This window comes from Gardnerella sp. c23Ub_4, assembly GCF_055804115.1.
In genome coordinates this window covers 288,734-303,457 of the sequence record NZ_JANUYO010000001.1, presented here as the reverse complement: position 1 = coordinate 303,457, position 14,724 = coordinate 288,734, and the positions used below count along the sequence as shown (strand labels likewise).

Annotated in this window: 13 protein-coding genes; 6 read left to right on the top strand and 7 right to left on the bottom strand. The window is 37.9% G+C overall.

Annotated features, from left to right (window positions below; all coding sequences use genetic code 11):
- Positions 1–71 precede the first annotated feature (71 nt).
- From NYP67_RS01355 to dnaA, 7 genes are all read right to left on the bottom strand, one after another.
- Complete coding sequence (locus NYP67_RS01355; RefSeq protein ID WP_004131188.1) at positions 72–563, bottom strand: DUF3566 domain-containing protein; 492 nt, start codon at positions 561–563, stop codon at positions 72–74.
- Positions 556–3,192 carry a DNA gyrase subunit A gene (gene gyrA / locus NYP67_RS01350; RefSeq protein ID WP_004131185.1) on the bottom strand — a complete coding sequence of 879 codons (2,637 nt, stop codon included), beginning with the start codon at positions 3,190–3,192 and terminating at the stop codon, positions 556–558. The genes NYP67_RS01355 and gyrA overlap by 8 nt, the downstream gene beginning before the upstream one ends.
- Before the next feature lie 68 nt (positions 3,193–3,260).
- Positions 3,261–5,336 carry a DNA topoisomerase (ATP-hydrolyzing) subunit B gene (gene gyrB / locus NYP67_RS01345; protein WP_473411104.1) on the bottom strand — a complete coding sequence of 692 codons (2,076 nt, stop codon included), beginning with the start codon at positions 5,334–5,336 and terminating at the stop codon, positions 3,261–3,263.
- Between the two features lie 150 nt (positions 5,337–5,486).
- Positions 5,487–5,978: a DciA family protein gene (locus tag NYP67_RS01340; protein WP_004131181.1), complete on the bottom strand. Its 492-nt coding sequence runs from the start codon at positions 5,976–5,978 to the stop codon at positions 5,487–5,489.
- A complete protein-coding gene (gene recF / locus NYP67_RS01335) occupies positions 5,975–7,342 on the bottom strand; it encodes a DNA replication/repair protein RecF (protein WP_032835976.1) in 1,368 nt (455 codons plus the stop codon). The genes NYP67_RS01340 and recF overlap by 4 nt, the downstream gene beginning before the upstream one ends.
- A 35-nt stretch (positions 7,343–7,377) precedes the next feature.
- The gene (dnaN, locus tag NYP67_RS01330) at positions 7,378–8,496 is read right to left on the bottom strand and encodes a DNA polymerase III subunit beta (protein ID WP_004131176.1); all 1,119 of its coding nucleotides are present in this window, start codon (positions 8,494–8,496) and stop codon (positions 7,378–7,380) included.
- Between the two features lie 417 nt (positions 8,497–8,913).
- Entirely contained in the window at positions 8,914–10,650 is a 1,737-nt protein-coding gene (dnaA, locus tag NYP67_RS01325) for a chromosomal replication initiator protein DnaA (protein ID WP_473411103.1), read from the bottom strand.
- A 430-nt stretch (positions 10,651–11,080) separates the two neighbouring features.
- Between dnaA and rpmH the strand changes: the two genes are divergently transcribed.
- The 6 genes from rpmH to rsmG all read left to right on the top strand — a co-directional run bounded on the left by rpmH (position 11,081) and on the right by rsmG (position 14,657).
- Positions 11,081–11,215: a 50S ribosomal protein L34 gene (gene rpmH, locus NYP67_RS01320; RefSeq protein ID WP_004114029.1), complete on the top strand. Its 135-nt coding sequence runs from the start codon at positions 11,081–11,083 to the stop codon at positions 11,213–11,215.
- 20 nt (positions 11,216–11,235) lie between these two features.
- The gene (gene rnpA / locus NYP67_RS01315; RefSeq protein WP_004131172.1) at positions 11,236–11,787 is read left to right on the top strand and encodes a ribonuclease P protein component; all 552 of its coding nucleotides are present in this window, start codon (positions 11,236–11,238) and stop codon (positions 11,785–11,787) included.
- A gap of 17 nt (positions 11,788–11,804) precedes the next feature.
- Positions 11,805–12,125, top strand: a complete 321-nt coding sequence (yidD, locus tag NYP67_RS01310; RefSeq protein WP_004131171.1) for a membrane protein insertion efficiency factor YidD — start codon at positions 11,805–11,807, stop codon at positions 12,123–12,125.
- The gene (yidC, locus tag NYP67_RS01305) at positions 12,125–13,135 is read left to right on the top strand and encodes a membrane protein insertase YidC (RefSeq protein ID WP_473411102.1); all 1,011 of its coding nucleotides are present in this window, start codon (positions 12,125–12,127) and stop codon (positions 13,133–13,135) included. The genes yidD and yidC overlap by 1 nt, the downstream gene beginning before the upstream one ends.
- 140 nt (positions 13,136–13,275) lie before the next feature.
- Positions 13,276–13,854 (top strand): Jag family protein, encoded by a 579-nt coding sequence (locus NYP67_RS01300; RefSeq protein WP_016635500.1) that lies wholly within the window; start codon positions 13,276–13,278, stop codon positions 13,852–13,854.
- A 95-nt stretch (positions 13,855–13,949) separates the two neighbouring features.
- Positions 13,950–14,657, top strand: a complete 708-nt coding sequence (gene rsmG / locus NYP67_RS01295; RefSeq protein WP_473411101.1) for a 16S rRNA (guanine(527)-N(7))-methyltransferase RsmG — start codon at positions 13,950–13,952, stop codon at positions 14,655–14,657.
- Positions 14,658–14,724: the final 67 nt, after the last annotated feature.

Sequence of the window (14,724 nt, the reverse complement as noted above, 5' to 3'; positions counted from 1 at the left end):
ACTAATCTACTTAAAGTTTAGTGGGGATTAATTTTATGAGATTAAATTATTAATTATACGTGCTTTTTGCTTTAGTCATCACCAAGAGTTAAGTGAATTCCACCAACTAATGATCCAACAACGTTATAAAGCAAAGATCCAATTGCAGATAATAATGTTGCAATAACTATTTCTACAACAGAAAAAATTATTACAGCACTTAAAACAGTTGGCAAAGAAAAAACGTCTGCAAGGTTAAAACCGTTGCTATTTAAGCCTGTTGATGAAACAATCTGTGTTACTTGATCAAAAACACCAATCATGTTTAGAAATAGCCAAACTAATCCCGCTGCAATAACTTGTATTATTCCGCCAGCAACACTTAGCAAAAATGTTACTTTTGCAACACTCCAAGCATCTACTCTAACTAGGGAAAGACTCATCCTTCTAGCTCTTGGTTGAGTAGATTTTCTAACGCTATACGCATTAGAAGAAGACGTAGCTGTTGCACCTACTGTTCTTGGAGAACTAGTATTAGATTCTCCACTAACTTTGCTATTGGATGCTTCAAAATCTTCACTCATCTAAGTTCCTTCCAATAGTTTTTTCTGATGATTCTTCATTTTGAGTTTCATCATCATCTCTTTCCTCGTTTCGAGCAATCGAGATGATTTCATCACCCTTATCTGGCTTTGCTAAAGTCACTCCTTGAGTGGTTCTACCTGTGCGCTTAACTTCGTTAACGTCGGAACGAATCACTTTACCAGACTTCATAATTGCCATTACTTGATCTGTTTCTTCAACAATCAAAGCACCAACCAAAGAACCGCGGCCTTCTGTAAGCTGTACCGCTTTAACACCGTAGCCGTTTCTTCCTTGCAAACGATACTCTTCAATAGCTGTACGCTTAGCAAATCCTTCGTTTGTAACAACAAGAAGATCTTTGCTTGTATCTACCGACACAACATCCATATCCAGCAATTCGTCGCCTTCTCTAAATCTCATGCCTTGAACGCCTGCAGTTTGACGGCCCATTGGTCGAAGTTGCTCATCATCTGCTCTAAACTTAAGGCTCATACCAAGTTTAGAAACAAGAATAATGTCATCTTCTGGGTTGCACAAAGCTGCACCAATCAGCTCGTCTGTTGGCTCCCCAGTTTCTTCGTTTGCCATTAGTCGAACAGCAATCAAGCCACCTTGTCGTGGAGAATCATATTCTTGCAAAGCAGTTTTCTTAACTTTTCCAGAACGAGTTGCCAAAACCAAATACTTTGCTACATCATAATTTTGAATTGACAATACCGCTTGAATTGTTTCTCCAGGAGTAAATTGAAGAAGATTTGCAACATGCTGACCTTTAGAATCTCTTGATCCTTCTGGAAGCTCATATGCTTTAATGCGGTAAACGCGTCCGCGATTAGTGAAGAACAAAAGCCAATTGTGAGTAGATGTTAAGAAGAAGTGATCTACAACATCATCTTCACGAAGCTTTGCGCCCTTAATACCCTTACCTCCACGGTGTTGTGCGCGATACTCGTCTGCTTTTGTACGCTTAATATAGCCTGCGCGAGTAACTGTTACAACAACGTTTTCTTCGGCAATAAGATCTTCAACGTTCATTTCTCCCGAGAATGGAAGAATCTTAGTTCTGCGCTCATCTCCATATTTTGCTACGATTTCGTCAAGCTCATCGCCAACAATCTTGCGCTGACGCTCTGGGCTTGCAAGAATATCGTTGTAATCTTCAATCTTGCGCATTAATTCTTCATGCTCGTCGAGAATCTTTTGACGTTCCAAAGCTGCGAGCCTACGAAGTTGCATTGCAAGAATAGCATCTGCTTGAACTTCATCAACATCAAGCAAATTCATCAAACCAGTGCGAGCTGTTTCAACATCTTTAGAAGATCTGATTAATGCAACAACTTCGTCAATCATATCCAAAGCTTTTAAGTAGCCTTGCAAAATATGATCTCGCTCTTCTGCCTCGCGCTTTAAGTAGCGTGTACGCCTATCAATAACTTCAAGCTGATGACTTACCCAATGACGAATAAACGCATCCAAGCTCAAAGTTCTAGGAACACCATCAACAAGCGCAAGCATGTTAGCGCCGAAAGTTTGCTGCAATTGCGAATGCTTATACAAGTTGTTCAAAACAACTTTTGGAACAGCATCTCGCTTAAGAACAAGAACCAAACGCTGACCAGTACGGCCAGACGTTTCATCGCGCATATCTGCAATGCCTTGAATCTTACCGTCTCGCACAGCTTCTCTAATAGAAGCAGCTAAACGATCAGGATTAACTTGGTATGGAAGCTCAGTAACAACCAAGCACATACGTCCCTTAATTTCCTCGGTATTAACAACAGCGCGCATTGTAATTAATCCGCGACCAGTGCGGTACGCTTGCTCAATTCCCTTGTGGCCTAAGATTGTTGCTCCAGTAGGAAAATCAGGCCCTTTAATTCGCTGAATTAATGCTTCTAGAAGCTCGGAATTACTGGCATCTGGGTGATCTAAAGCCCAATGTACGCCATCGGCAACCTCGCGCATATTGTGAGGTGGAATATTAGTTGCCATACCAACAGCAATACCTGCAGAACCATTAACTAAAAGATTTGGGAAACGAGATGGCAAAACTGTTGGCTCTTGAGTTTTTCCATCGTAGTTTGGCAAGAAATCAACAGTATCTTTGTCAATATCTCGAACCATTTCCATAGCAAGAGGCGCCATACGGCATTCTGTATAACGCATTGCTGCTGCAGGATCATCACCTGGGGATCCAAAGTTTCCTTGACCATCAACAAGCAAGTATCGCATTGACCAAGATTGAGCCATACGAACCAAAGTGTCGTAAATAGCAGAATCACCATGAGGATGATACTTACCCATAACATCGCCAACAACACGAGAGCACTTGTTGTATCCGCGATCTGGCCTATATCCGCCATCGTACATTGCGTAAATAACGCGACGATGCACTGGCTTTAAGCCATCTCGAACATCTGGCAAAGCACGCTCAACAATAACAGAAAGTGCATAAGCAAGATAGGATTCGCGCATCTCTTGTTGCAAATCCATATGCTTTACGCGAGCACCCTTCATTAAGCCATAATCCGTATTATCTGCTTCTTGCGGGCTTTGTGGCTCCATTGAACCGTCAGGTAACTGATCTGGCTCTTCGCTATTATTAGCGGCATTTATTTCGTCTACCACTGTAATTCCTTTTTATTAGCTTTAAGTTTATTTGCTTTAATGCTTTTACTGACAATTTTTAACAATTTTTAAGCGTCAATAAATCTTGCATCGTGAGCATTACGTTGAATAAAGAGCCTACGAGGTTCCACTTCGTCTCCCATAAGCATTGAGAAAGTTTCATCAGCTCGAGCAGCATCTTCAATATGAATTTGCTTTAGGATTCTGTGCTCAGGGTCCATTGTTGTTTCCCACAATTCCTGATAGCTCATCTCACCCAAGCCCTTGTATCGCTGAATGCCTTCGCCTTTAGGAAGTTGTCTGCCTGCAGCTTTACCTTCTGCAAGAACTCTGTCTCGCTCTGCATCCGTATAAACAAAATCATGCGCACCCTTGCTCCACTTCAAGCGATAAAGAGGAGGCATTGCAACGTAAACGTAGCCTGCTGTAATCATTGGTCGCATATAGCGGAAGAACAGTGTTAAATTCAATGTAGCAATATGAGCACCATCAACATCAGCATCAGCCATAATAATGACTTTGTGATATCTAACTTTACTTAAGTCAAAATCTTCACCATAACCGCCACCAACAGCAGTGATTAAGGATTCAATAGTTTCCGACTTCATCATTCTGTCGATTGATGCGCGCTCAGTATTCAAAATCTTACCGCGCAATGGCAAAATTGCTTGCGTAATAGGATCTCGTCCTTGAATTGCGGAGCCACCTGCGGAATCACCCTCCACTATAAACAGCTCGCATTCTTCTGGATTATTAGACTGGCAATCCTTCAATTTATCTGGCATTCCAGCAGTTTCAAAGATTGACTTTCTACGAGTATTTTCGCGAGCTTTCTTAGCTGCAAGACGCGCACGCGATGCTTCAATTGCTTTTTGAATAATGTTCTTTGCTTCACTTGGATGAGCGTCGAACCAATCTCCAAGCTTTTCGGTCATAACTCGCTGAACAAAAGTCTTAGCTTCGGAATTACCAAGCTTTGTTTTAGTCTGACCTTCAAACTGTGGAGTTGTAAGCTTTACGGAAACAACTGCTGTTAAGCCTTCTCGAACATCGTCTCCAGAAAGATTAGTATCTTTTTCTTTTAATATGTTCTTTTCTCGAGCATAACGATTTACAAGAGATGTAAGCGCAGCACGGAATCCTTCTTCGTGAGTTCCACCTTCTGTAGTAGAAATCGTATTTGCAAAAGTATGCACCGCTTCCGAATATGCAACAGTCCATTGCATAGCGATTTCTGCAGAAATACCAATCTCAAGGTCTTCTGCCTCAAAATCAATAACATCTGGCTCTACTGGAACAGCTTTACGAGATTTAACTAAGTAATCAACGTAATCTTTAATTCCGTGATCATACTTGTAGCTAACGCTTTGATGCTTTTCTTCGCTAATTGATTCATTTTCTCCAGTGACTTCATCCACTGCTTCATCGGGTTTACGCAAATCGGTTAGAGAAATCTTCAATCCCTTGTTAAGAAAAGCCATTTGCTGGAATCTAGATCGCAAAGTTTCAAAATCGTACGTAGTTGTTTCAAAAATTGCGCCATCTGGCCAGAACGTTACAGAAGTTCCCGTAGATTCACCATCTTCCATTGGCTGACCTTTTTTAAGAGGAGCCGTTGGATGCTGATCTACATACGTTTGAGTCCAATGGAATCCTTGACGACGAACTTCGATTTCTACACGCGTAGAAAGAGCATTAACAACAGATATGCCAACGCCGTGCAAGCCGCCAGAAACAGCGTATCCGCCGCCGCCAAACTTTCCGCCAGCGTGAAGCTTAGTCATAACTGTTTCAACACCAGAAACACCTTCGCCTGGTACTTCGTCAACTGGAATACCACGTCCATCGTCCACAACTTTTATTGCATTGTCTGGCAAAATTGTCACTTCAATGTGAGAAGCATAACCAGCCAAAGCTTCATCAACTGAATTATCTACAATCTCGTATACAAGATGATGCAATCCTCTAGGGCCAGTTGAACCAATATACATACCTGGCCTAATTCGAACTGCTTCCAATCCTTCTAGAACTCGAAGATCACTAGCATCATAATGTTCAGGAGAAAGTGAATCATCTAGCTGAGCATCATCTAGTTTATGTTCTTCAACAGAATTTTCCATTGAATTATCTTCAGTGTTTAACACTTTAGATCCCTTCCCGTATTACCTCATGCCAAGAGGCATTTACGAGGTCTATACACGCTAGAAAGCACAAAAAAGGGTCTTCTAGCGATTTAACTATATTACATAACATTCTACACATGCATAATGACCGCTCTTTATTAAGAGCCATTATTAGTGATTCTTAATATTAAACCTACTGTTTATTGATTTTTTGCCTGTTTTTTGCAAAGATGGGCCAACTATTTTGACTTCTTTAATATTAATATTCTTAGAATATTCAAATATTTTTTTCTCAAGCATAGGCTTGCAATAGCTAAGTTGCGTATACCAAACATTTGATTTTGTTCTAACAATTAAAACGCCATCTTTTATTTTGTCTATATAACAATTCAATGATGCGCTTTTTCCAACTATTTTCCACCAATCTTCGCGCATTTTTGCTATAGAAAGTTGCTCATTCCAATTGTTTTGATTAGCAAAATTTGCAAGTAAAGAATAAAGATTTTGTGGATCTCTACCAGGTTTTCCAAAACTTTCTAAAGCTTTATAAGCATTCTGCTCGTTAACTACCTTTTTTATTGCTTTCTTTTTAATAGGCGTAAAAATTAGTTCTGGAAGCTTTCTTGTATCTAATTTTAGTATTTTATTTACGGGAATTTTCATCTAATATCCCCTAAGTCAGTAGATTTATTTTGGTTATTTTCAATATAATCAACACTATTTTTACGACTATTAACAATATTTTCCAATAAAATTTTATGATTAATATCAATATTGTTTTCTAAAGATTTAGAATCATCTTCATTTTGATCTTTTGCTATTTTAGACACATCAATAATCGAGTTTTCTAACACACTTTTATCTTTTGGTATATCACTTAAAGACGCAACAGTAATAAAAACTTGATCTTGATTTTTTGCAAATTCTAAAATTTGTTTTCTTCTAAACTCGTCTAATTGTGCAAAAACATCATCTAAAATAACAATAGGTTTTTTCCCATTCTTTTTTTCTAATGACTTAAATAAAGCCATTTTTAATGCTAATGCAAGAGTCCAAGATTCACCGTTTGAAGCAAATTCTTTTGCATTATAATCATTAAGCAATATAGTAAAATCGTCTCGATGAGGCCCTATTAGATTGTATCCTCTTGCAACTTCTCCATTATAAATTCTTTGAAAATGCTCACTAATCGCAAGTCTAATAGAATTATCATTACTTTCTTCAAAATCGTCTTCAAAATTATTTTCGCTAAAATCAATCTCACTAAAAGAAGGATTATATTCGATTGAAGCAAAATTAGATGAGTTAGAAAGATGTTTAACAATATTTGAAAAAACATTATTAAGTAACTCTATTATTTGTTTGCGTAATTTTGTAAGAATTATTCCAGTTTCAATAAACTTAGCAGTCCATACTTCTAAATCAGAAACCGTATTGTAATTATTCATTGAATTTGGTGAATAATTATTAGATAAACTTTTTAATAGTGCAGAACGCTGCTTTGCAATATGATTATATTCTTGCAAAATAGGCAAATAGTTTGGTATTAATAATGCTCCAGCTTGATCAATGAATGTTCTTCTAACAGTAGGATCTGAAACAATCAAATTTTGGTCTCTTGGAGTAAAAGAAACACAAGGAACTAAGCCAACTATATCTTTCATATATAGAGATTTTTTACCATTAATCCTTGCTCTATTAGCACCCTTTAGATTAATGCTTAGCTCAAATGTTGTTTCGTCTAAATTATCTAAATTATCTGAACCATCTAAAGTATTGATATTGCAAGTATTGCTAAAATCCTTAACATTTGCTCGTATTGTAGCGCAATTATGATTTATCTCTATTAATGGCGTTAAAGAAGATACTCTATGACTTGTTCCTGTTGAAATAACTTCTAACGATTCAACAACATTAGTTTTACCTAAACCGTTTGAACCTACTAGAACATTCATTTTGGGGGAAAAGTCGAGTACACAACTACTCCACGAGCGAAAATGGTCTAATGCAAGCTTTGAAACATACATTTATTTGGCTACGTTATTCGTTATAAGTATTTGTTTTAAGGATGCATTGGAACAACAAGATATCTGTAATTCATTGATTCATCTCCATCTGCTTCTTGTTGACCGTTAAATTCAACAGGCTTAACAGCAGACGTGATTTTAGCGTGAATAAATGGCTCACTAATAGCGCTTAATCCTTCAATCAAGTAGTTAGGATTAAAAGCAACAATAATATCTTGACCATCCATATCTATGTCAATAATTTCTTTTGCTTTAGATTCACTGTCGTTTCCAGCACTTAGAGTGAGTTCATCTTCCGCAAAAGACATGTAGATTGGAGCATCTTTTTCTGCAACAATAGCAACGCGTTTAATTGCGTTAATAAGCATTTGTCGATTAATAATTGCGTGAATAGGATACTCGTCAACAAAAAGACGATCTACAGAAGGAAATTCTCCATCAATAAGTTGAGAAGTGCTAACTCTTCCAGAATTTTCAAATCCTAGAATAGAAGGTTCTTGCTCGTTTAAGTTAATAACAACATTTTGATGTTCGTCAACAGAGCGCGAAATATCTTTAAGAATGCTTCCCTTAATAAGAGTTGAAGTATTTATATCGCTATGTTCTGGAGTCCACTTAAAAGTGGAACGAGCAAGACGATATCTGTCAGTAGCTGTAAAAGTAACAGTATCGTCTTCAAAATGAGCATGAATTCCTGTTAGAACTGGCCTATCTTCTTCTCTAGAAACTGCTACAGAAGCCTGATTTACAGCCTGAACAAAAGTAGGAGCATCTACTTGACCAAGTTTTGAAGGAATTTCTGGTAAATCTGGATATTCTCCTTCTGGCATAAGCTGCAAAGTAAATGTTGACTTTCCAGAAGTAATTGTAAGAGTTGTTTCGTTAGAAGATAAATATGTTTTTTCTGCTGGCAAAGATTTTGTTATATCTGCAAGTAGTCTGCCTAAAACGAGCACACTCCCTGCTTCATCTACACCCGCTTCAACGTGATGACGACTAGAAAGTTGATAGTTAAATGCGCAAAGCTGCAAAGTTCCGTCTTTTGCTTCTAGCTTTAAGCCAGCAAGAATAGGATTTGCTGGACGATTATCTATAACGCGAGTAGTCCAAGATAGTGCGTCTGCAAAAGAAGCGGAATTAACTTCAACTTTCATATTTCCTCATTTCAGTAAAACTGTGTTTATTCTATCTCATTGGCTAATGAAAATCTAATTTAGAAATAAGTGCTAATCGTTAATAAAAAATATTATTATTATTCAAAAATAAAGTAATAATAGTAATAAGCAATGTGGAAATGTTAACATGTGACTAGAAAAGCTTTGTTAAAGCCATTATCCACATAAGAAAAATGTGGATAACCTATGAGTAATTGTGTGCAAAAAGAGTCGAGTTATCCACATTCGGAGCTATTTTTTCATTAATTCACATTTTGAGCGGCTTTATAAACAGTTTATTCACTTTTTTAACGGCGTTTTCCACCACTTATTCGCAGGGTTTAACCACATTTGTGACTAACTATGTGGATAACTTTTTTTATTTTAATTAACAGAGTTGTATAGATTTGTGTAAAACTACTTTTTATTCGTAGGATTTTGCTTTAATCGAACAGTTAATTCCATAACATAGTTATAGATTTCCTGCTTTTCTTGCATCTCTCCGCTAATGCGCGTATAAGCATGCATAACAGTCGTGTGATCGCGGCCGCCAAAGACTTCGCCAATATCAACAAGACTCATACTTGTCATTTCTCTAGCTAAATACATTGCAATTTGACGTGCCAAAGCAACATTCTTAGTTCTAGATCTGCCAACAATCTCGTCAAAAGTCATATGGAAGTACTTAGCAACTTGACCAATAATATCTGTTGGACGAATTTCAATATCGGAAGCAAAGAAGTCTTGTAAAGCTTGTTCTGCCAAGGATTTGCTCACAGGTTGATTACTTAAAGATGCAACGGCTGTAACTCTAGTTAAAGCACCTTCAAGCTCACGGATATTCTCTGTAAAACGCTCCGCAATAAGGTCTAGAACATCGCTAGGGACGTTAGAATTATTCATTAATGCCATCATTCTTAGAATGGCTATTCGGGTTTCTAAATCAGGCGGCTTAATATCAACAGTTAAGCCAGACTCAAATCTAGAAATAAGTCTTGATTCAAATCCTCTAAGATTTTTAGGAGCAACATCAGAAGCAATAACAATTCTTTTACTTGCTTGATAAAGAGCATTAAAAGTATGGAAGAATTGTTCCAGAGTTGCTTCTTTTCCTCCCAAAAACTGAATGTCATCGATTAAAAGAACATCAACTTCGCGGAAGCGCCTATTAAAATTAGCGATTTGACCCTGATTTTGACTTGTGTTTTGTAAAGCCTCAATAAATTCGTTAGTAAATTCCTCGCTTGTAATATAACGAACCTTAAGTGAAGAATCCTTAACAAGAGCATAATTGCCAATAGCATTAAGCAAATGTGTTTTACCTAAACCAGATCCGCCGTAAATACATAAAGGATTAAAGTCTTTTCCAGAGCCTTCTGCAACAGCTAAAGCAACTGTGCGCGCAAAACGATTAGAATCTCCAGGAACAAAAGTATCAAAAGTTGCGCAAGTATTTAAGTGAGTAACGGGATCCCTTTTTATTGAAGAAGGAATTTTTGCTTGCGGATTATTAATACCAGAATTAATACCAGAAACATCTAAACCAGTGTTTTGCATGGTATTTAAGCCGGTTGCGTAGTCAAAATCTTTTTGAATAGGAGTATTGCTAGATGAACCAACATTTTCAACGCTATTAGTGTTTACAAGATTGTTAGTATTTTCAACAGATTGTGCGCCAAAATTTGATTTTACGTTCTCTAAAGAGTTGCTTTTAGAAGAAGATAAGTCTGAATTAACGTTTGTATTTTCTTCTAAAGATGTTGAAAATACTCGGGAAGTCTCGTTTACATTTTGATTAAGATTGCTTAAATCGGAAGTGCTGTTAGTGGCATTGATGTTAGCGGCTGCACTGTTAGTTGAAGTATTGTTATTTTCTGATTGAGAAACAATCTTAAATGCTGGAAACATATCTTTTCCAGTACAAATTTTTAATGATGTAAGAAGAGCTGAACTAAGCTCATTTTGCAAAGCTTGCTGTGTTTCTATATTAGAGACGCAAAGAACAATAGTAGTTCCAAAAATAGATTCAGGTTTTACGCTTTCAAACCAGCTTTTATCGCGGTTGCTTAAAAGGGCATTATGACGCAATACTGCAAGGGTATTTGACCACACAATAGTGGCTTGCGCATTTGGATCGCTAAAAGAATCCGTCATGCTACACCCCCATAAACTTGCAGAAACATTTATTCGATTCTTTACGCTTAGACAAAACAGATATGCAAAACAGAGATACATATCCATTCGCGCGCGTAAAGAGTGCTAGTAGAATATGTTTACTCCGACCCTAAGAAGTTATCCACAGCCTCGCGTGTTGAAAATACTTAATTGTGAATAACATGTGTGTAATTTGTGGATAAGATAAAAGCTTTTAATCCACATTTTTCAAGGCTTTTACAAGTTGTTTGATTTAGTGAAAATGGTACAGAAAATTTTACGGTGTTGAAAAATTTGACTTATTAAAGCGTACTTATAAACACGTTTAATCAAAAGTTTTTTGACTATTGGTGAGGGGTAATAGTAATTTAGTATAGCTTGACTCATACGGAGCCGTGCTTTTGCATGGCTAAATACAGGAGCGTTAGTTATGAAGAGGACATTCCAGCCTAACAACCGTCGTCGTCACATGAAGCACGGCTTCCGCGTTCGCATGCGTACGCGTGCTGGCCGCGCAGTGATTAATCGTCGTCGCGCCAAGGGCCGTAAGACACTATCTGCCTGAGATGGGGCGCGTCGTAAAGCATGGATAGGCTGAAAAGCCATCGCGATTTTGTTGCGGTGCTCAAAAAACGACGCAAGGTGTGTTCACGGGATATCGTCGCGCATTACAACATGCGTGGCGGTATAGCCGTGTTAAACGCGCTTAACGAAGGCGAAAAAACAAGTCTGAATCAGATTGCCACGGGTCGTGATGGTAATACACCCGCGGCATTTTGTGGTACCTTAAATCAGCCTCAACAAAATGAAGCTGACTTAAGGCTAGGGCTTGCTGTATCTAAAAGCGTAGGAAAAGCTGTTATTAGAAATAAAGTAAAAAGACGCTTTAGAGTAATAGCAAAACAGCATCAATCGTTACTTCCAAATGGTTGTGACGTAGTTCTAAGAGCTAAATCTACTGCTGCTAGTGCATCGTTTGAATCATTAAATGAGCAGGTTAAAAAGATTTTTGAGAAAATAACCAAAATTGTTCAAAATCAAAGCCAGCAAATAGCGCAAGAAGAACACCAAGAATGCCAACTAAATCAACCATCAGAATCGTTGAAAATCGGCGAAAACAACAATAAGTTGGTTTAAGGAATAGTGATACAGCTATGAATAGCAGAAAAAGTGTTGTAGCGAATTTGATTATAAAAGCGATTCGCTGGTATCAACGCGCGATTTCTGCTAATAGACCAGCTTGCTGCCGATACTACCCAACTTGCTCAAGATACGCTATTGAAGCAATTAGCCGCTATGGAGCGTTTAAGGGCGGTATCCTAGCTGCTTTGCGACTATTGCGCTGTAGACCATGGACCAGCTGCAGTATTGACGATGTACCACGCAAATATTCAATTTTTTATCGTTGCGCTTGGTCCAAAGCGCATGAAGAGCCACGGTTAACTCCCTTGGCTGATCAAGACAAGGAAAACTAATGTTTAATCAAGACCACTTTTTACTTGATAATGGAATTTGGGGATGGTTCTATAAAATCCTTACGCCAGTTGAGTGGCTTATGACTCAAGTAATGGCGCTTTTCCACAAGCTATTTGTTCTTATTGGAATGAATGAAATTGGATTCTCCTGGGTTCTTTCAATAGTCTTTCTTGTGCTTGTTGTGCACGCGTGCATATTCCCTGCCTTTATAAAAAGCATTAAAGGTATGCGCAATATGCAAGCGATCGCTCCTAAAATGAAGAAAATTCAGCAAAAGTATAAGGGTAAAAACGATTCTGCTAGCAAAGAAGCCATGCAGCGAGAAATGATGAAGCTGTATCAGGAGAATAACGCAAATCCTGCTGGAAGCTGCTTGCCAATGATGATTCAAGGCCCAGCATTTATGAGTATTTGGTATACGCTTTCTGTTATTCCATTTATTGCTAGAGGAAAGCATGCTTCTTTGGGTGCTTTTGATGTTGCTACAGCGCAGCAATTTGTTAAAACGCATGTGTTTGGTGTTGGTGTTTCCGACACGTTTATGACGGTTCAAGCAGGCGGAAAAGTTGTTATTGTAATCTTTGTTATTTTGATGTGTGCTGCAATGTGGTATATGCAATTTAACAATATTCGCAAGAATCTTCCTCCGGAATCTAAGCAAGGCAGCCAGTACACAATGCAAAAACTTATGATGTGGGGATTCCCATTAATCTATGTTTTCTCTGCATTCGCTCTTCCATTTGCAATGCTTGTTTATTGGCTTGTAAACAACATTATGAATATGCTTCGCTCTATTTGGCAGGTGTATGCCTTCCCAACTCCAGGATCTCCTGCAGCCGAGGAAAAAGAAAAGCGTGATTACAAAAAAGAAACAGAGCGCAGAGAGCGCGAAGGTTTGCCTTCTATTGAAGAAGAAAAGCTTCAACAGGCTCGAGAAGAAGCTAAGCGCAGAGAATCAGAAGGATTCCAACGTAAGCAGCCTAATCGCAAGCGAAAAACAAGTAAATAATGTAAAAACAAGGTAAATGTGAATTTATTTATTAGATTTATTAAAATTATTAAAATAATTTATAAATTTGGATTTATCTTCAGTTAAACTGTACACAGAATTGTGATTCTTGACATTTATTGAAATTAAGGAGTATGTAAATGGCACAAGACGAGACCAGGAGCATTGACCAGCTCAATGAGGAAGCTGATATAGCTGCCGATTACTTAGAAGGACTTTTAGATATTGCCGACTACGAAGGCGATATTGAAATGGGCGTTCGCAACAATAGGCCAATGATTCAAATTGTTGCGGATGATGATTCCGACATTAAGCATTTGATTGGTAGAGATGGAGAGGTTGTTGATGCTTTGCAACAATTGAGCCGTCTAGCTGTTCAGCAAAAAACTGGTGAAAGATCGCACTTAATTGTAGACGTTGATGGGTTCCTTAAGCGTAAGCGTCAACATTTGCGAGATATTGCGTTGGATGCTGTTGATGAAGTTCGCGAAACTGGTGATTCTGTTGATTTGAAGCCAATGAATTCGTTTGAGCGTAAAGTTATTCACGATACAGTTAGAGAAGAAGGCTTAAGGTCTAGGTCTCATGGAGAAGAACCACACCGCTACGTTACTGTTTATATGCCTGCAAGTGCCATTGAAGATGATGATTTAGATGAAGATGTGGATGTAGACATGGATGATGTAGACGTAGAGTTGGATGAAGAATATACAGAGTAACAATTAGCTTAAATAAAAAGTAACACAATGGAACAAAAATGTTTTATTGTGTTACTTTTTGTTTGAGGGGCTGATTTGCGGAAAAGATTTTAGATATGGAACAGGCTGACAATTTACAAAACAATGTAGATGAAAACAATGTAGATGAATTAGATAACTCCCCTTTGTTGAGTGAAGTCTTAGGCAATGCTATTGATAAATGTAAGATGTTTCACGTGAAACTTAAGGAAGAGGGATTAGTTCGCGGCCTTGTTGGTCCTAGAGATATGAATATTCTTTGGGAAAGGCATATTCTAAATTCTGCTGCAGTTGTTCCATTTGTTAAAAAAGCAGTTGAAAAGTCAAATAAAAAATCCATCGCAGATGTTGGAAGCGGCGGAGGTTTTCCAGGAATTGTTGTTGCTGCTTGTTTGCCAGATTGCAAAGTAACATTAATTGAACCAATGGAAAGACGAGTTCTTTGGTTAAAAGAATGCGTAGAGGTCATGGGCCTAAAAAATGTTACAGTTTTTCATGGAAGATCAGACGAAGTTATTGCTAAAGTTAAGTCTCACGAAATTCCAGCCTTTGACGTAGTTACATGTAGAGCTGTGGCACCTATGACAAAATTGGCTGGATGGACCATTCCACTATTGGGCAAGAATGGCCAACTAATCGCGTTAAAAGGAAAGTCTGCACAAGCGGAGATTGATAAGGCTGAAAAGATGATTAAAAAAGTAAAAGGGTTAGATCCTAGAGTAGTTGATGCCCCTGTTGCTAAAGGCCTTCAATCAACAAGTGTTGTAATAATTGATAAAGGCTGATTGATAAAGGCTGATTTAAGTTTTGTGATTTAGTTCTGTACTTTTATGCGCATTTATTTTGTTGCGT